The organism is Nocardioides sp. 616 (assembly GCF_002930065.1).
Classification (GTDB): domain Bacteria; phylum Actinomycetota; class Actinomycetes; order Propionibacteriales; family Nocardioidaceae; genus Nocardioides; species Nocardioides houyundeii.
Genome location: NZ_POAG01000017.1, coordinates 220,460 through 237,738 on the forward strand (window position 1 = coordinate 220,460; position 17,279 = coordinate 237,738).

A 17,279-nucleotide genomic window follows, 5' to 3' on the forward strand; every position below is an offset into this window, starting at 1 on the left:
CGCAGGCTACTGCCCGGCCGGGTCGGGCGGCTGGCCGAAGCTGCGATTGCAGGTCCAGCCGGTGCACTCCAAGAGCTGGCGCCTTCGGGACTCCAGGCTCTCGCGCACCCCGGCGTACCGCGGGTCCTCGGCCACGTTCCGGGTCTCGAAGGGGTCGAGCCAGCGGTCGTACAGCACCGCGTCGGAGCCACCGGAGCGGGTCGCGTAGAGGTACCTCGCGGTCCGTACGCCCCGTTGGGCCCAGCCGTCTCCCTGGTCGGTGCCAGTCTGGACCAGCGTGGTGTCCCGCACGCTGGCCGTCTCGCCGCGCAGCACCGGCACCAGCGAGAGGCCGTCGAGCACCCGGGACGGCTGCAGGCCCGCGAGGTCCGCGAAGGTGGCGGGCAGGTCGACCAGCGAGGCCGGAGCCGCCGAGGTCGACCCCGGCTCGATCCCCGGGCCTGCCACCAGCAGCGGCACCTGCAGTGCCTCCTCGACGAGGACGTTCTTGCCGATGAAACGGTGCTCGCCCAGCAGGTAGCCGTTGTCGGAGAGGAAGAACAGGTAGGTGTTCTCCAGCTCGCCGGTGGTCCGCAGGGTCCTCACCAGGGACGCCACGGCGCGGTCCACGGACTGCAGGCTCCTGAGCCGGGCCCGGAACTCAGCCCGTACCTGGGCGTCGTCCGGCCGCCTGCGGACGGTGAAGGCACGTGGCTGGTCGCAGAGGTCCTGCTCCGCGTAGCTCGGCTTGTCCAGGGACGGCGGCCGGCTCCGCGTGAACCGGTCCTTGTCCTGGGGGGCCGGGGCAGGCAGGGCCTTGTTGTTCCTCTTGTCGAGCCGGTAGTGGGGGGCGAGGTGCCACGACATCAGCAGGAACGGCTCGTCGGCCGCCGAGAACGCACGCACCGCTGCGTTGGTGCGCTCCTCGATGGCCTGCGTGACGTAGTCGTTGCGGTAGGACTGAGGGCGGCCGTCGTTGAGGAACGTGAAGTTCCGGTAGTCGTAGACCCCTTGGACCAGGGGGTCCCACCGGTCCCAGCCGGGCGGGCGGGCCTGCTTCGCGCCGTAGCCGTTGAGGTACTTGCCGATGAAGCCGGTCCGGTAGCCGGCCTCGGAGAACCACGAGGCGATGGTGTCGGCCGGGTCGAGTGCCGCATTGCCGCCGTACCGGCCCTTGTTGTGCCGCACCCCGTTGTTCTGGGCGTACTGGCCGGTGACCAGCTCGGCGCGCGCCGGACAGCACAGGGGGTGGGGCGAGATGGCGTCGGTCAGGTCCATGCCCCGGTCGGCGAGCAGGGCCCGGGTCCGCGGCATCCAGGCCAGCTCATAGTCGTTCTGGTCGTCGGTCATCACCACGACGATGTTGGGCCGGTCATCGGAGGAACCGGCGGCGCGCAGGGCCGAGGAGGTCCCGGACGAACCGGCCACCCCGGCGGCCAGGGCTCCCAGGAGGCCGATCAGAACGAGGGCGAGCATCCCCTGCCGCCAGGCTCGTGCCATCGTCCCTCTGCTCCGCCCCGGTCCTCGGTCCACGGTCGTGGACCCGACGGCGTGGCGATCCCAGCCTAGTCTTGCCCGTTAGAGTGTGGACATCGTTGCCGAGATCGAAGGAACAGTCTCCACCCATGGACGGGCCTCAAAGTAGTTCTCATCCCAGCCCCTGCAATCGTGACCTGGCGACCGGCCGATGACGCCGCTGATCCTCCTCGGAGTCTCCCTCCTGCTGATCGCGGCGTGTGGTGTCTTCGTGGCGGCGGAGTTCTCGCTGGTCACGGTGGATCGCACCGCCGTGGACCGGGAGGCCGAGAGCGGTGACGCCGGCGCGGTGGGCGTGCAGCACGCCCTGCGCAGCCTCTCGACCCAGCTCTCCGGCGCGCAGGTGGGCATCACCATCACCAACCTGGCCATCGGCTTCCTGGCCGAGCCGGCGATCGCCCGGCTGGTCGACGGTCCGCTGGAGCGCGTAGGAGTCCCCGACGCCCTCGTCTCCCCGATCGCGGTCGGCATGGGCCTGGTGCTGTCCACGTTCCTGACCATGCTCTTCGGTGAGCTGGTCCCCAAGAACCTCGCCCTTGCGCTGCCGATGGCCACCGCGCGTGCCACGCAGAGGGCGCAGCGCGGCTTCACCAGGGCGATCGCCTGGCCGCTCCGGCTGCTCAACGGCTCGGCCAACGCCATCGTCCGGCGCCTGGGCATCGAGCCCCAGGAGGAGCTGCGCTCGGCTCGCAGCAGCCAGGAGCTGGCCTCCCTCGTGCAGCGCTCGGCCGACGAAGGCACGCTGGACGCGGAGACCGCAGAGCTGATGGAGCGCTCGGTGGAGTTCGGCACTCGCACGGCGGGTGAGATCATGACGCCGCGGGTGCGGACCACCAGCATCGAGGCCAGCGACCGGGCGGCCACCGTGATCGAGCTGGCCCGACAGACTGGCCACTCCCGCTTCCCGGTCCTGGACGCCGACGGCGTCGTGGTCGGCACCGTGCACGTCAAGCACGCCGTCGCGCTGCCGGTGCACGAGCGCGCCACGACTCGGGTCAAGCACATCATGGTCAAGCCCATGGTCGTCCCCGACTCGCTTCGCCTGGACCCGCTGCTGGCCCTCCTGCGCCAGGACGGGTTCCAGATGGCGGTCGTCCTCGACGAGTACGGCGGCCAGGCCGGGATCGTGACCCTGGAGGACGTGGTGGAAGAGATCGTGGGAGACATCTCCGACGAGCACGACCGGCTCGGTGAGCGGGCCCGGCAGCGCCGGGACGGGACGTGGTCGCTCTCGGGGCTGCTGCGCCCCGACGAGGTGGAGGACGTCTCGGGCATCGAGCTGCCCGAGCACGAGGACTACGACACCATCGCCGGTCTCGTGGTGCGGGAGCTGGGGCGTGTGCCGGCCGCCGGCGACGTGGCCGAGCTCGTGGTGCCCTTCCGCACCGAGGACGGCGAGGCCGAGGAGCGTGAGGTGACCCTGACCGTCGAGCGGATGGAGGGCCTGCGGGTGGACCGGGTAGCACTGCGACTCTCGGCGACACCTCGCGACCAGGACGGGGAGGCGTCATGAGTGACTTCGGCGCCCTGTTCGTCGCGATCGTGCTGCTGGCCTTCAACGCCTTCTTCGTCGGCGCCGAGTTCGCACTGATCTCCGCCCGCCGCAGCCAGATCGAGCCGCTGGCCGAGGCCGGGTCGAAGATGGCGCGAAGCACCATCCGCGCGATGGAGCAGGTGTCCATGGTGATGGCCGGTGCCCAGCTCGGCATCACGATCTGCTCGCTGGGTCTCGGTGCCGTGGGTGAGCCCGCGGTGGCCCACCTGATCGAGCCGCTGCTGGAGGTGGTGGGACTGCCTGGCGAGCTGTTGCACCCGATCGCCTTCGTCATCGCGATGATCGTGGTCGTCTACCTGCACGTGGTGCTGGGCGAGATGGTGCCCAAGAACATCGCCATCGCCGGCCCGGAGCGTGCCGCGCTGCTGCTCGGTCCGCCCATGGTGGTGATCATCACCATCCTTCGCCCGGTCATCGCCGGCATCAACACGTGCGCCAACGGCGTGCTCCGGCTGATGCGCATCGAGCCCAAGGACGAGATCGCCTCCACCTTCACCCGCGAGCAGGTAGCGGCCCTGGTGGAGGAGTCCCGGGGCGAGGGCATGATCGAGGCCCACGAGTACGACCGCCTGGCCGGGGCGCTGGGGTTCACCGAGAAGACGGTGAGCTCGGTCCTCATGCCGGCCGAGAGCCTCAGCACGGTGCGCCGCGGGAGCACCGTCGCCGCCGTGGAGGACCTGTGCGCCGCCACCGGCTTCTCGCGCTTCCCGGTGGTCGCCGACGACGGCGAGCTGCTCGGCTACCTGCACATCAAGGACGTCCTGGAGAGCGACGAGTCGCGTCGGGGGAGGGCGGTCGACGACAAGTGGATCCGGCCCTTCGCCAGCGTCCGCGCCACCGACCCGCTGCACGGCGCCCTCGAAGGGCTCCAGCGCAGGGGCGCCCACATGGGGCGGGTGATCTCCGAGGACGGCAGCGTGCTGGGTCTGGTCACGCTCGAGGACGTGCTGGAGGAGCTGGTGGGCGAGATCCGTGACGGGGCTCACCACGAGGAATCGGTGTGACCCTCGGCCAACCTGGGGCTCGATAGGCTGTCGGGGACCTGCGAGCAACCGCAGCCGACGAGAGACCTCGAGATCAGGAGAGCGAGTGCCCGACCAGCCCCAGCGCGCGGCGCGCATGTGGACGGTGCCCAACCTCCTGAGCCTTGCCCGGCTCGCCACGATCCCGCTCTTCCTCTGGCTCGTGCTCGGGCCGGAGGCCGACGGCTGGGCACTGGTGCTGCTGATGGTGTCCGGACTCACCGACTACCTCGACGGCTACCTGGCGCGGGTGCTGGACCAGCGCTCGCCGCTCGGTGAACTGCTCGACCCGATCGCGGACCGGCTCTACATCCTCGCGGTGGTCTTCGGGCTCGCGATGCGCGACATCGTCCCTTGGTGGGTGGCGGCGATCCTGCCCCTGCGCGACCTGCTGCTGTGGGGCCTGGTCCCGGTGCTGCGCACCCGCGGGTTCAGCGCCCTGCCGGTGCACTTCCTGGGCAAGGCCGCGACGTTCAACCTGCTCTACGCGTTCCCGCTGCTGCTGCTCGGCGAGGGGTCGGGCACGATCGCCACGCTCGCCGACGTGTTCGGCTGGGCCTTCGCGATCTGGGGCATCGGTCTGTACTGGTGGGCCGGAGTGCTCTACGCCTGGCAGGTGCGGACGCTCCTGATCGAGCTGCCGCCGCTGCCGCGAGCCGGTGAGCGGGCATGAGCGCCGAGGAGCCCCGGTCCTCGGACCTGCCCCAGCACGTGACGCAGCCGCTGCTGTCGCTGATCACCTCCCAGTCCATGGACGAGGACTACCAGCACGTCGCGGCGCGCCGGGCTGCCGGGGAGGGCCAGGTGCCCACCCGGGGGCGCGGTCGTCGAGTCGCCACCGGCGCCGTGATCGCGGTCTTCGGGATCCTCGTCGCGGTGGCTGCGGTGCAGACCTCGCTCAACGCCGACGTCGACGCCCTGGGCCGGGCCAGCCTCATCTCCCGCATCCAGGACGAGAAGGAGGACGTCACCGTGCTGCGCGCCCGTGCCGGCGAGGTCCGCGACGACAACGTGGAGGCGGACGACGAGCTGCGCCAGCTGAGGCAGACCGAGCAGGAGGTCGGACAGCGGGTGAGCCGGCTCGGCGTGCGGACCGGCTACCTGGCGGTGCGCGGTCCTGGGGTCCGGATCACCGTGGACGACGCGCCGGAGGGCGACGAGGACCCGCTCGTGCGGGCCAGCGATCTCGGCATCCTGGTGGACGGGCTGTGGGCTGCGGGGGCCGAGGCCGTGGCCATCAACGGTCAGCGGCTCACCGCACTGTCCCCGATCCAGAACACCGGCCCCGCGATCCACGTGAACTTCCGGCCGCTGAACGCGCCGTACACCGTGCTGGCCGTCGGGGATCCCGACACGCTGCAGGCGCGCTTCCTCGACAGCACCCACGGCTCGGTCTGGTTCAGCCTGGCGCGCTCGCTGGGTTTCGTGTTCGAGATGGAGAATGATGACGACCTGGAACTGCCCGCCGCGCGGGTCCGCACCCTGCGGGCAGCGGTGACCAAGACTCTGGACGAGGACCGCATGGACAAGGAGATCAATCCGTGATCGCCGCTCTCGGGCTGCTGCTGGGCATCCTTGCCGGCCTGCTGCTCCAGCCCGACATCCCGCTGGGTCTGGAGCCCTACCTGCCGATCGCCGTGGTCGCTGCCCTGGACGCGGTGTTCGGCGGGCTGAGAGCGTTCCTGGACGGCATCTTCGACGACAAGGTGTTCGTGGTCTCGTTCGTCAGCAACGTCGTCCTGGCCGCCACCATCGTCTACCTCGGCGACAAGCTCGGGGTGGGCAGCCAGCTCTCCACCGGCGTCATCGTGGTGCTGGGCATCCGCATCTTCTCCAACGCCGCCGCGATCCGGCGCCACGTGTTCCATGCCTGAGCCCCAGGAACCGTCCCGCGAGCAGCCGCCCGGCCCGGGGGAGAAGGAGCCGCAGGTCCCCGCGTGGAGCCGGCGACTTCGTCTGGCGCGGGCCATGGGGCGTCCCACCCGCTCCCAGCTGATCGTCGCGGTGCTGCTCGCGACGTTGGGGTTCGCCACGGTGACCCAGGTGCGCAGCACCGAGCTGGACGACACCTACCAGGGCCGCCGCGAGGAGGACCTGATCGAGATCTTCAACGGTCTCACCGGGGCCTCGGACCGGGCGCGCAGCGAGATCAGCCAGCTCGAGCAGACCAAGCGCGACCTCCAGACCGACTCGAACGCGCGTCAGGCCGCCATCGCGCAGGCCGAGCAACGCCTGGAGACGCTGAACATCCTGGCCGGCACCGTCGCTGTCACCGGACCCGGGCTGCGCATCACCATCACCGAGCAGACCGGCCGGATCCGCACCGACTCCCTGCTCGACGTCGTGCAGGAGCTGCGGACCGCGGGCGCGGAGGCGATGGAGTTCAACGACCAGGTCCGTCTGGTCGCGCAGAGCTCCTTCTCGGTCGTGGACGACCGCATCGCGGTGGACGGGGAGGTCCTGCCGTCGCCGTACGTCCTGGAGGTGATCGGGGAGCCGAACACCATGCAGACCGGACTCACCTACGTCACCGGCCCCGTCTCCCAGCTGGAGGAGGAGGGCGCGCAGGTGGTCATCGAGCGTCTCCCGGCGGTCGAGATCACCACGGTGCGAGACCTCCCGAGGGCCGACTTCGCCGAGCAGGCGGAAGGGCAGTAGCCTCGGCGCACACCGTGACCGCCCAACCCAGGAGGAGCCCGCGATGTATCCCGAGGACTTGCACTACACCGCGGAGCACGAGTGGGTCCGCCGTCCCGAGGCGGGCGGCACCTCAGCGGTCCGCGTGGGGATCACCGACTTCGCCCAGGACGCCCTCGGAGACATCGTCTACGTCTCGCTCCCCGAGGTCGGGCAGAGCGTCACCGCCGGCGAGGCCTGCGGCGAGCTGGAGTCGACCAAGTCGGTCAGCGACATCTACGCCCCGGTGTCCGGCGAGGTCGTTACCCGCAACGATGCGCTGGACTCCACTCCGGAGCTGGTGAACAACGACCCCTACGCGGCCGGATGGCTGTTCGAGGTCGCGCCGAGCGACCCCGCGCAGCTCGAGGCACTGCTGGACGCAGCCGCCTATCAGGCCGGACTCTCCTGATCCGGGTGACCCCGCCGCGGTGTGACTGATAGGTTCGTCTCACACCTCAAGCCTCAGCCCTGCCTTGAGAGTTCTCAGGGCAGGAGGGACCCACAACCTGCGAAGCGGAGGACAGATGCCGTTCTGCACGGCCTGCGGAAAGCAAAACCCGGACGAAGCTCGCTTCTGCTCACAATGCGGTGCGCGCCTCGGCGGCGAGTCCACTCCCGAACCGAGTGTCGTTTCCGACTCCACCGCCACCATCAGCATCACTCCCGAGCGCGCCGAGAGCTCTGACCGGGCCCTCAGTGCGGTGGACGCGGCCGCGGTCGACGCCCTGCCGACGGGCTCGGCGCTGCTCGTGGTGCAGCGGGGACCGGGCGCGGGAAGCCGCTTCCTCCTCGACACCGACCTCGTCAGTGCCGGTCGGCACCCCGACTCCGAGATCTTCCTCGACGACGTCACGGTCTCGCGCCGGCACGCGGAGTTCCGGCGCAACCCGGAGGGCGGCTTCACGGTCAGCGACGTGGGCAGCCTCAACGGCACCTACGTCAACCGGGACCGCATCGACTCGGTCGAGCTGACGGACGGTGACGAGGTGCAGATCGGCAAGTACCGACTGGTCTACTTCACCAGCCACGTGAGTGGCTGAGCAGGCGTCGGACGTGGTCCCCTCCTCCGCCGCGACGTCGCACTCCGACCGGGGGCGAATGAACATCGGGCAGGTGCTCGACGTGCTGCGCCCCGACTTCGGCGGCGTCACCATCCCCAAGATCCGCTTCCTCGAGGACAAGGGTCTGATCAAGCCCGAGCGCACCCCGTCCGGCTACCGCAAGTTCTCGGTCGCCGACGTGGAGCGGCTGCGCTACATCCTGCGCATGCAGCGTGACCACTACCTGCCGCTGAAGGTGATCGGCGAGCACCTGGACGCCATAGACCGGGGCCTGGAGCCGCCGCCCATCGAGGCCGTGGTCCCGACGGTGCCCACCGTCGCCCTGAACCGCGACGGCCTGCCGTCGGCAGAGTCCTTCGCCCGTCGCTCCGACGTCCGGCTCTCGCGTCGCGAGCTGATCAAGATCGCCGAGATCAGCGAGGAGCTGCTGGCACAGCTGGAGCAGTTCGGCCTGATCAGCCCGCGGCCAGGCACCGGGCACTACGACACCGACGCCCTGGTCATCGCGCAGACGGCCCGCGAGCTGGCCGACTTCGGCTTCGAGCCCCGCCACCTGCGCGCCTTCAAGACCGCAGCCGACCGCGAGGTCGGCCTGGTCGAGCAGGTGGTGGCCCCGCTCAAGCGAGGTCGCGACTCCGCCGCCCAGGGTCGGGTCGCCGACGCCGTGAGCGAGATCGCCGCTCTCTCGGTGCGGTTGCATGCCACGCTGGTCAAGAACGGCCTGCATGGGGCCTGACCCGGGCAACCGACCCAGAGTAGGGTTGCAGACGTGCGAGAGGTAGACGTCATAGGAGTCCGGGTGGAGATGCCCTCCAACCAACCCATCGTGCTGCTGCGCGAGGTCACGGGGGAGCGGTACCTCCCGATCTGGATCGGCGCTGTGGAGGCCACCGCCATCGCGTTCGCCCAGCAGGGTGTCGTGCCGCCCCGCCCGCTGACCCACGACCTGTTCAAGGACGTGCTCGAGGCGACGGGGTCGGCGCTGAGCGAGGTGCAGATCACCGACGTCAAGGACGGCGTCTTCTACGCCACCCTGGTCTTCGGGTCCGGCGCTCAGGTGAGCGCCCGTCCGTCGGACTCGATCGCGCTCGCGCTGCGGACGGGGACCCGGATCGTGGTCGCCGAGGACGTGCTCGACGAGGCCGGCCTGGCGGTTCCGGCCGAGCAGGAGGACGAGGTGGAGGCCTTCCGCGAGTTCCTCGACCAGGTCACCCCTGAGGACTTCGAGTCCCCGGAGGAGCACTGAGCCCTCACCCTCAACCTGAAGGTGAGAGTTGGCGACACGCCGGGGCTGGGCGTTGACCGGCCTCGAGTAGGCACCTACCTTGAACTGTCTCCGTTGTAACTCCACCGTTGTGGTTGCCTCCCGGCAGCCGCCACCTCACTTCCCCCGAGGGAGCTACGATGAGCGGAGTAGACGACGGAGGGTCCCCAGTGGGCGTGAACGACAACGAGCAGCAGGGCAAGCCGCGTCAGGTCGAGGTGGAGCACGCGACCGTGGCGGCCGAGGAGCAGGGTCTCCTGTTCACCGATGACGTGTCCCCGCTGCCCAGCGACGCCGGCTACCGCGGACCCACCGCGTGCAGTGCCGCCGGCATCACCTACCGCCAGCTCGACTACTGGGCTCGGACCGGTCTGGTCGACCCGACCGTGCGCGGCGCCTCTGGCTCCGGCTCGCAGCGCCTCTACTCCTTTCGCGACATCCTGCTCCTCAAGGTCGTCAAGCGCCTGTTGGACGCCGGTATCTCGCTGCAGCAGATCCGCACCGCGGTCCAGCACCTCCGTGAGCGCGGCACCGACGACCTGACCCGCGTGACCCTGATGAGCGACGGCGCCTCGGTGTACGAGTGCACGAGCAACGACGAGGTGATCGACCTGCTCCAAGGTGGTCAGGGCGTCTTCGGGATCGCGATCGGTGGAGTGTGGCGCGAGATCGAGGGCACCCTCGCCGAGCTGCCCAGCGAGCGGACGAGCGCCGAGCCCGCCGACGACGTCGCCGGCGACGAGCTGGCTGCACGCCGGGCCGCACGCAAGATCGGCTGACCTGCACCGCACCGGCTCTGGGCCGGTCACGATCACGAGGCCGTCCGGCATCCGGGCGGCCTCGCGTCGTACCCGCCCCACGGTATGCTCGAAGGGCTGACGATCCCGCGCGGGAGAGTCCTGGTGGGGCCGCCACCAGCGCCGAAGGGGCAATTCCTCCCCGGAACCTCTCAGGCACCAAGGACCGCGCAGGGCAGGCGACTGTGAAGCCGGTGGCATGGCCACCGGTGACAGAGGGGGAGGCGACCTGTTCGTCTGACCCTGACCTGTTCGCCCGAACCTGGAGTGTGGCCATGTCCGACCTGCCCAGTCTGTCCGAGCTCGACGCGGCGCTCCCGTTCTCCGATCGGCACATCGGGCTCCGCGACTCCGACGTGGCCATGATGCTGGAGCACCTGGGCTTCGCCTCGCTCGAGGAACTGATGGCTGCTGCCGTGCCCGGGGGCATCCGGTCCGCTGGTGGACTGGCCCTGCCGGCCGCGGTCACCGAGGCGGCCGCAGCCAAGGAGCTGCGCGAGCTGGCCGGGGCCAACAAGCCCGCCGAGGCGATGATCGGGCTCGGCTACCACGCCACCATCACGCCCCCGGTGGTGCGGCGCAACGTCCTGGAGGACCCGTCCTGGTACACCGCCTACACGCCGTACCAACCGGAGATCTCCCAGGGGCGGCTCGAGGCCCTGCTCAACTTCCAGACCGTCATCGGCGACCTCACCGGACTGCCCACCGCCAACGCGTCGCTGCTGGACGAGGGGACCGCGGCGGCCGAGGCGATGACGCTGGTGCGCCGCGCCAACCGCAAAGCCGCGGGTCCGTTCGTGGTCGACGCCGACGCACTGCCGCAGACCATCGAGGTGGTCCGCACCCGCGCGGAGGCCATGGGCATCGAGGTGGTGGTCGCCGACCTCGCGCAGGGGCTCCCCGAGGGCCAGCTGAGCGGGGTCCTGGTGCAGTACCCCGGTGCCTCCGGCCGGGTCCTCGACCCCCGGGCCGTCATCGAGGCCGCGCACGCCCGCAACGCGCTCGCCGTGGTCGCCGCCGACCTGCTCGCGCTGACCCTGCTCGAGGCACCGGGGGCGATGGGTGCCGACGTGGTCGTCGGCTCCTCGCAGCGGTTCGGCGTCCCGCTCTTCTACGGCGGGCCCCACGCGGGCTTCATGTCGGTCGCCAGTGGCCTGGAGCGACACCTCCCCGGGCGCCTGGTGGGGGTCTCGGTGGACGCGGAGGGACGCCCGGCGTACCGGCTCGCGCTGCAGACCCGGGAGCAGCACATCCGGCGGGACAAGGCGACCTCCAACATCTGCACCGCGCAGGTCCTGCTGGCGGTCGTGGCCGGCATGTACGCCGTGCACCACGGGCCCGACGGACTCCGCGCCATCGCTCAGCGCACCCACCGGTACGCCGTGCTCATCGCCGCCGCGCTGACCCGCGCCGGACTGGCCCTGCAGCACGCGGAGTTCTTCGACACCCTCGGTGTGGTGGTGCCTGGCCGCGCCGCCGACGTGGTGGCCCGGGCCCGGGAGCTGGGCCTCCACGTTCGCCTGGTGGACGAGGACCGGGTTGGGCTGTCGACCTCGGAGGTCACCACGGGTCGCACCGTGGAGGCGGTGCTCACCGCGTTCGGGGTGGAGTCGGACGTCGCGGGGCTCGACGAGATCACCGCCTCGGCGCTGCCAGGCGGACTCCACCGGGAGACGCCGTACCTGACCCACGAGGTGTTCTCGACCCATCGCAGCGAGACCCAGATGCTGCGGTACCTGCGTCGGCTCTCGGCTCGGGACTACGCGCTGGACCGGGGGATGATCCCGCTCGGCTCGTGCACCATGAAGCTGAACGCGACCTCGGAGATGGAGCCCATCAGCATGCCGGGCTTCGCCGACCTGCACCCGTTCGCACCGGCCGAGGACGCCACCGGCTACCGCCGTCTGGTGTCGGACCTCGAGGGGTGGCTCGCGGAGGTCACCGGCTACGACCGGGTCTCGATCCAGCCCAACGCCGGATCCCAGGGCGAGCTGGCCGGCCTGCTGGCGATCCGCGGCTACCACCGGGCACGACAGGTCGAGGGGGCGCCGCTGCGCGAGGTGTGCCTGATCCCCTCCTCCGCGCACGGCACCAACGCAGCCTCCGCGGTCATGGCGGGGATGCGTGTGGTCGTGGTCCGTGCCAGCGAGGACGGCTCGGTGGACCTGGACGACCTCAAGACCAAGTGCGCGGAGCACGCGGACACGCTGGCCGCGATCATGGTGACCTACCCCTCGACCCACGGTGCGTACGAGGACACGATCACCGAGCTGTGCCGGATCGTGCACGACCACGGTGGCCAGGTCTACGTCGACGGCGCGAACCTCAACGCCCTGCTCGGCTACGCCAAGCCAGGTGAGTTCGGGGGAGACGTCTCCCACCTCAACCTGCACAAGACCTTCTGCATCCCGCACGGCGGCGGCGGCCCGGGGGTCGGCCCCGTGGCGGTGCGAGCCCACCTGGCGCCCTACCTGCCCTCACACGCCAACCACCCCGAGCCGGAGAAGCGCCGAGGCATCGGCCCGATCAGCGCGGCGCCGTACGGCTCGGCGGGGATCCTGCCCATCTCCTGGGCCTACGTGCGGATGATGGGTGCCGAAGGGCTGACCCGCGCCACCGCCTCGGCGGTGCTGTCGGCCAACTACCTGGCCTCCCGGCTCGACGAGCACTTCCCGGTGCTCTACCGAGGGCACTCGGGCCTGGTGGCGCACGAGTGCATCCTCGACGTCCGCGGCATCACCAAGGCGAGCGGGGTGAGCGTGGACGACGTCGCCAAGAGGCTCGTCGACTACGGCTTCCACGCGCCCACGATGTCGTTCCCCGTCGCCGGCACCCTGATGGTGGAGCCGACCGAGTCCGAGGACCTGGCCGAGATCGAGCGGTTCATCGAGGCGATGATCGCCATCAAGGCCGAGATCGACCGGGTCGCCGCGGGGGAGTGGACCCCGGAGACGTCGCCGCTGCGGATGGCTCCGCACACCTCGCGGGCGCTGGTCGGCGAGTGGGACCGCAGCTATTCCCGGGAGCTGGGGGTCTTCCCCGCCGGGGTCGACCCCGACAAGTACTGGCCGCCGGTCGCGCGCATCGACCAGGCCTACGGCGACCGCAACCTGGTGTGCTCCTGCCCCTCCCCGGAGGCCTTCGCCGAATGATCGACCGGCGCCAGGCCCGACTCGAGCTCGCCCAGGGCCGCGGTCGGCTCCCGTCCGTGGTGGGCGCGGTCTTCGACCGCTACGGGGTGGTCTGGGCAGGCCGTGCCGGCGGCGGCGCGGACCTCAACGCCCAGTACCGGATCGGGTCGATCACCAAGACGATGACCGCCGTGCTGGTGATGCAGGCGCGTGACGCCGGCCTGGTCGACCTCGACGACCCCGTGGGACGTCACCTGGGCGACATCGGCTACGCCGAGTGCACGCTGCGGCAGCTGCTCTCCCACACCTCCGGCATGCAGAGCGAGCCCGCGGGGCCGTGGTGGGAGCGCACCCGGGGCTCGGACTTCACCACGCTCGCCGCCGCCAACGACGGCAGTGGTCGGGTCGCGGCCGCGGGGGAGTGGTTCCACTACTCCAACCTCGGCTTCGCGCTGCTCGGCGAGGTGGTGGCTCGAGTCACCGGCACCCCGTGGCGGCAGCTCGTCACGCAGTCGCTGCTCCTGCCGCTCGGCATGACCCAGACCTCCTACCTGCCCCGTCCCGGTGCCCAGCCCGGGTTCAGCGTCGGGCACTTCACCGGAGTGCCACAGCTGGAGCCGCTGGCCGACACCGGCGCGATGGCGCCCGCGGGGCAGCTGTGGTCGACGCTGGCCGACCTGGTGCTGTGGGGGCAGTTCCTCGCCGGGGCCCGCCCCGACCTGCTGGCGCCGGAGTCCCTGGCCGAGATGACCTCGCCCGTCACCGCCGACTACGGACTGGGTCTGCGGTTGACCACCGGCACCACCGGGACCCTGGTCGGACACAACGGCTCCATGCCGGGTTTCCTGGCTGCCGTCCTGGTCGACTCGGCGTCGGGCATCGGTGGGGTGACCTTGATGAACGCGACCACGGGCGTGGACCAGGCAGCGCTCCTGCTGGAGCTGATCGACGGGGACCTCGACCACGACGGTGTCGAGCCCTGGGTCCCCTCCGGCGAGCTGCCGGAGGCGATCCGCGGAGTCCCCGGGCTGTGGTTCTGGGGGAACACCGCCACCGAGGTCCGCTGGCACAACCGCCTGCTGGAGCTTCGCCAGCTGGCCGTGCCCGACGACGTCGAGCTGTTCGGGCTGGGCGACGGAAGGATCGTCGGGCTCCAGGGCTACCACCGCGGCGAGACCCTGCACGTCGTACGACGTCCGGACGGGGAGGTCGACCATCTCGAGGTGGCCACGTTCGTGCTGACCCGCACCGCCTACGACCCGGCGGCGCCCATCCCGGGCGGCCCGCACCGTCAGCGCGCCTGAGAGACGCTCGACATGTTGAAGTCCGGGACCCGCAGCGCGGGCATCGCGGTCCGGCTGAAGTAGTCCTCGCCCCACTCCCGGCTGAACGCCGGCTCGGTGGCACCGGCGGCGGTGAACCGCCCCAGCAGGTCGACCGGGCTCTCGTTGAACCGGAAGTTGTTCACCGACCCGGTGATCTCGCCGTTCTCGACCAGGTAGACGCCGTCCCGGGTGATCCCGGTCAGCAGCAGGGTCTGCGGATCCACCTCGCGGATGTACCACAGGCAGGTGAGCAGCAACCCGCGTTCCACGTCCGCCACGAGCTCGGCCACCCCACCGGAGGAGCCCTCGACCGCCAGCACCAGGTTGTCGACGGCCGGGGTGGCGGGCTGGCCGGTCAGGACCGCGGAGTGCCGCGTCTGCAGGAGCGCCGACAGCCGGCCGTCGGCGATCCAGTCGGTGCGCGCGAGCGGCAGGCCGTTGTCGAAGACCGAGGAGGTGTTGCTGGAGGCCGGAGCGACCACGAACGGCTCGCACTCAAGTCCGGGGTGCGTGGGGTCCGAGGAGAGGGTGACACCGGCGCGGGCGACCCGGTCGCCGATCCGGGTGCCGCCCCCGCGCCTGCTGAAGACCGACTGCCCGTCGTGGGCCACCCGGGCGCCGGCGCTCCAGTAGGTGTCGACCATCAGGTCCGCCACCGCGGTGGGGGGCAGGATCGTGTCGTAGCGCCCGGCCGGCAGAGCCACCTCGCGGGCACCCCACGCCAGCCGGGTCGTGAGCTCGGCCTCCATTGCCAGGGGGTTCACCTCGGCGAAGTCCCTGGTGGCTCCGCCGACCCACGCGCTCTGGGTGAGGTCTGCGGTCTTGGCGGTGCAGCCGTAGTGCCCGGTGGGCTGCACGTGGCGGCGGCGCAGCCCGGTGCTGGAGCCCAGGTAGGTGGTGGTGACCTCGTGGTTGACGAAGCCGTAGAGCAGCCGGCCACCGCCCTGGGCCGTCCCGAACGCCTCGCCCAGCATCGGAGCGACGTCGGCGTAGACCCCGATGTCGGTCTCCGCCGGCGGCTCTGCCCAGTCCGGGTCCGCGTCGCCGACCACCAGGTCGACCGCGTCCTCGGCCGGGGAGGAGTCCCGGGCTGCGCCGTCGGCGGCGGCCACCAGGGCGGTGACCTGGTCCGGGGTGGTGGCAGCGCCCGAGACCGAGCCGGTGCGCGTCCCGTCCCGGCCGGCGACGAAGGAGATGACGGTCACCGACAGTCCGTGGGCGACGCCGTTGGTGGTCAGGGAGTTGTTGGCCCAGCGGAGGTTGGCGCTGGTGTTGTTGCCCACGATCACCACGCAGTCGTCGGCGGTCGTGGTGGCGAGCGCGTGCTCGACCAGGTCCTGGGGTGAGGTGCTCATGCCGTGCCTGCCTCGTCGGTGGTGTTCAGGATGCGGACGGAACGGAACAGCGCGGAGGGACAGCCGTGGCTGACCGCCGCGACCTGACCCGGTTGCGCCTTGCCGCAGTTGAAGGCGCCTCCCAGCTCCCAGGTCTGCGGACCGCCCACTGCCTCCATCGAGCCCCAGAAGTCCGTCGTGGTGGCCTGGTAGGCGGCGTCCCGGACCTGGCCGCTGATCTGGCCGTTCTCGATGCGGAAGAACCGTTGGCCGGTGAACTGGAAGTTGAACCGCTGCATGTCGATGGACCAGGACTTGTCGCCCACCACGTACAGCCCACGTTCCACCCGGGAGATGAGCTCGTCGGTGCTCGGGCCCTCGGCGTCGGGCTGCAGCGAGACGTTGGCCATCCGCTGGATCGGGTTGTGGCCGGGGGAGTCGGCGTAGGCGCACCCGTTGGACCTGCCTGCGCCGGTGCCTGAGGGATCGGGGTTCAGCTCCGGCTTCTGGTGTGCCATCGCCCGGTCCAGCTGGTAGCCCACCAGGACCCCGTCCCGGATGATGTCCCAGCTCTGCGTCTGCACCCCTTCGTCGTCGTACCCGATCGTGGCCAGGCCGTGCTCGACGGTCCGATCGCCCGTGACGTGCATCGCGGGGGACCCGTAGACCAGGGTGCCCAGCTGGTCGTAGGTGGCGAACGAGGTCCCGGCGTAGTTGGCCTCGTAGCCCAGGGCGCGGTCCAGCTCGGTGGCGTGTCCGACCGACTCGTGGATGGTGAGCCACAGGTTCGAGGGATGGATCACCAGGTCGTAGCTCCCCGGCTCCACGGACGGGGCCTGGAGCTTCTCCGCCAGCAGCTCCGGCACCTCGGCCAGCTCGGAGTCCCAGTCCCAGAACCGTCCGGTGAGGTACTCCCAGCCCCGGCCCACGGGGGGCGCGATGCTCGTCATGGAGTCGAAGGTGCCGGTCGCGGAGTCCGACCCCATCGCCTCGAACGACGGCATCATCCGCACCCGCTGCTGGGTCGTCCTGGTGCCGGCCAGGTCCGCGTAGTACTTGTTCTCCTGCACCTGCTGCAGGCTGGCCGCGGCGTGCTCGACGACCGAGTGCCGGACCAGGCGCGCCGTCCAGTCGGAGAGCACCGCGACCTTGTCGGAGGTCGCGACCTCCCAGGGGTTGACCTCGTACGCCGAGACCCAGGTGACGTCCTCGTGCACGGGCTCGGGGGCCAGCTCCACCGGCGTCGGGGTCATGGTCGCCGCGATCTCCGCCACGGCCAGCGCCTGGTCGGTGACCCGGCGTACCTCCTGCGCCGTCAGCACCACGCCGCTGGCGAAGCCCCAGGCGCCGCGGTGGATGACGCGCACCGCGAAACCGAGGTCCTCGGAGTCCTGGGCGCCCTGGAGATGGCCGTCCCGCACCGCGAGGTGCTGGTAGCGGTTGCGCTCGAACCGGAAGTCGGCGTGCTGCACGCCTCGTTCGGCGGCTCGCGCCAGGGCCACCTCGCCCAGCTGGCGGTAGCCCAAGGCGAGGAAGGAAGGATCGAGACCGGGCTTGCTCATGGGCCGAACCTAGTCCCTGACAGGTAGGGTCGCG

General features: G+C 70.9%; 16 protein-coding genes and 1 riboswitch. Of the genes, 13 read left to right on the top strand and 3 right to left on the bottom strand.

The annotated features are described in order from the left end of the window. Positions 1-6: 6 nt before the first annotated feature. Entirely contained in the window at positions 7-1,479 is a 1,473-nt protein-coding gene (locus C5H89_RS07495) for a sulfatase (RefSeq protein WP_104106404.1), read from the bottom strand. 187 nt (positions 1,480-1,666) lie between these two features. On the opposite strand from C5H89_RS07495, the gene C5H89_RS07500 reads away from it, so the two are divergent. The 13 genes from C5H89_RS07500 (at position 1,667) to C5H89_RS07560 (ending at position 14,328) form a co-directional block, all read left to right on the top strand. Next, positions 1,667-3,028, top strand: coding sequence for a hemolysin family protein (locus C5H89_RS07500; RefSeq protein ID WP_104106405.1), 1,362 nt, complete (start codon positions 1,667-1,669; stop codon positions 3,026-3,028). Next, the gene (locus tag C5H89_RS07505) at positions 3,025-4,074 is read left to right on the top strand and encodes a hemolysin family protein (RefSeq protein WP_104106406.1); all 1,050 of its coding nucleotides are present in this window, start codon (positions 3,025-3,027) and stop codon (positions 4,072-4,074) included. The genes C5H89_RS07500 and C5H89_RS07505 overlap by 4 nt, the downstream gene beginning before the upstream one ends. Before the next feature lie 85 nt (positions 4,075-4,159). Continuing rightward, positions 4,160-4,765 (top strand): CDP-alcohol phosphatidyltransferase family protein, encoded by a 606-nt coding sequence (locus C5H89_RS07510; RefSeq protein WP_240181752.1) that lies wholly within the window; start codon positions 4,160-4,162, stop codon positions 4,763-4,765. Next, positions 4,762-5,637, top strand: coding sequence for a DUF881 domain-containing protein (locus tag C5H89_RS07515; protein WP_104106407.1), 876 nt, complete (start codon positions 4,762-4,764; stop codon positions 5,635-5,637). Before C5H89_RS07510 ends, C5H89_RS07515 begins: the two co-directional genes overlap by 4 nt. Beyond that, positions 5,634-5,966, top strand: coding sequence for a small basic family protein (locus C5H89_RS07520; protein WP_101524413.1), 333 nt, complete (start codon positions 5,634-5,636; stop codon positions 5,964-5,966). The genes C5H89_RS07515 and C5H89_RS07520 overlap by 4 nt, the downstream gene beginning before the upstream one ends. Next, positions 5,959-6,750, top strand: a complete 792-nt coding sequence (locus C5H89_RS07525; RefSeq protein ID WP_104106408.1) for a DUF881 domain-containing protein — start codon at positions 5,959-5,961, stop codon at positions 6,748-6,750. Before C5H89_RS07520 ends, C5H89_RS07525 begins: the two co-directional genes overlap by 8 nt. Positions 6,751-6,793: 43 nt before the next feature. Beyond that, positions 6,794-7,180 carry a glycine cleavage system protein GcvH gene (gene gcvH / locus C5H89_RS07530; RefSeq protein WP_104106409.1) on the top strand — a complete coding sequence of 129 codons (387 nt, stop codon included), beginning with the start codon at positions 6,794-6,796 and terminating at the stop codon, positions 7,178-7,180. Between the two features lie 115 nt (positions 7,181-7,295). Beyond that, positions 7,296-7,811, top strand: a complete 516-nt coding sequence (locus tag C5H89_RS07535) for an FHA domain-containing protein (protein ID WP_104106410.1) — start codon at positions 7,296-7,298, stop codon at positions 7,809-7,811. Positions 7,812-7,869: 58 nt separating this feature from the next. After that, on the top strand, positions 7,870-8,568 hold the full coding sequence (locus C5H89_RS07540) for a MerR family transcriptional regulator (RefSeq protein ID WP_104106411.1): 699 nt from the start codon (positions 7,870-7,872) through the stop codon (positions 8,566-8,568). A gap of 33 nt (positions 8,569-8,601) precedes the next feature. After that, positions 8,602-9,078 carry a bifunctional nuclease family protein gene (locus C5H89_RS07545; protein ID WP_104106412.1) on the top strand — a complete coding sequence of 159 codons (477 nt, stop codon included), beginning with the start codon at positions 8,602-8,604 and terminating at the stop codon, positions 9,076-9,078. Positions 9,079-9,272: 194 nt separating this feature from the next. Then, on the top strand, positions 9,273-9,875 hold the full coding sequence (locus C5H89_RS07550; RefSeq protein ID WP_240181753.1) for a MerR family transcriptional regulator: 603 nt from the start codon (positions 9,273-9,275) through the stop codon (positions 9,873-9,875). A gap of 100 nt (positions 9,876-9,975) precedes the next feature. After that, positions 9,976-10,072, top strand: a riboswitch (glycine riboswitch). A 96-nt stretch (positions 10,073-10,168) separates the two neighbouring features. Continuing rightward, on the top strand, positions 10,169-13,045 hold the full coding sequence (gene gcvP, locus C5H89_RS07555) for an aminomethyl-transferring glycine dehydrogenase (RefSeq protein WP_104106414.1): 2,877 nt from the start codon (positions 10,169-10,171) through the stop codon (positions 13,043-13,045). Next, the gene (locus C5H89_RS07560) at positions 13,042-14,328 is read left to right on the top strand and encodes a serine hydrolase domain-containing protein (protein ID WP_104106415.1); all 1,287 of its coding nucleotides are present in this window, start codon (positions 13,042-13,044) and stop codon (positions 14,326-14,328) included. Before gcvP ends, C5H89_RS07560 begins: the two co-directional genes overlap by 4 nt. Here the strand turns inward: C5H89_RS07560 and C5H89_RS07565 are convergent. Together C5H89_RS07565 and C5H89_RS07570 are read right to left on the bottom strand one after the other, a co-directional pair. Beyond that, entirely contained in the window at positions 14,316-15,704 is a 1,389-nt protein-coding gene (locus tag C5H89_RS07565; protein WP_104106416.1) for a metallopeptidase TldD-related protein, read from the bottom strand. The two genes, C5H89_RS07560 and C5H89_RS07565, sit on opposite strands and share 13 nt — an antisense overlap. After that, the gene (locus C5H89_RS07570) at positions 15,701-17,245 is read right to left on the bottom strand and encodes a TldD/PmbA family protein (protein ID WP_104106417.1); all 1,545 of its coding nucleotides are present in this window, start codon (positions 17,243-17,245) and stop codon (positions 15,701-15,703) included. Before C5H89_RS07570 ends, C5H89_RS07565 begins: the two co-directional genes overlap by 4 nt. Positions 17,246-17,279 lie beyond the last annotated feature (34 nt).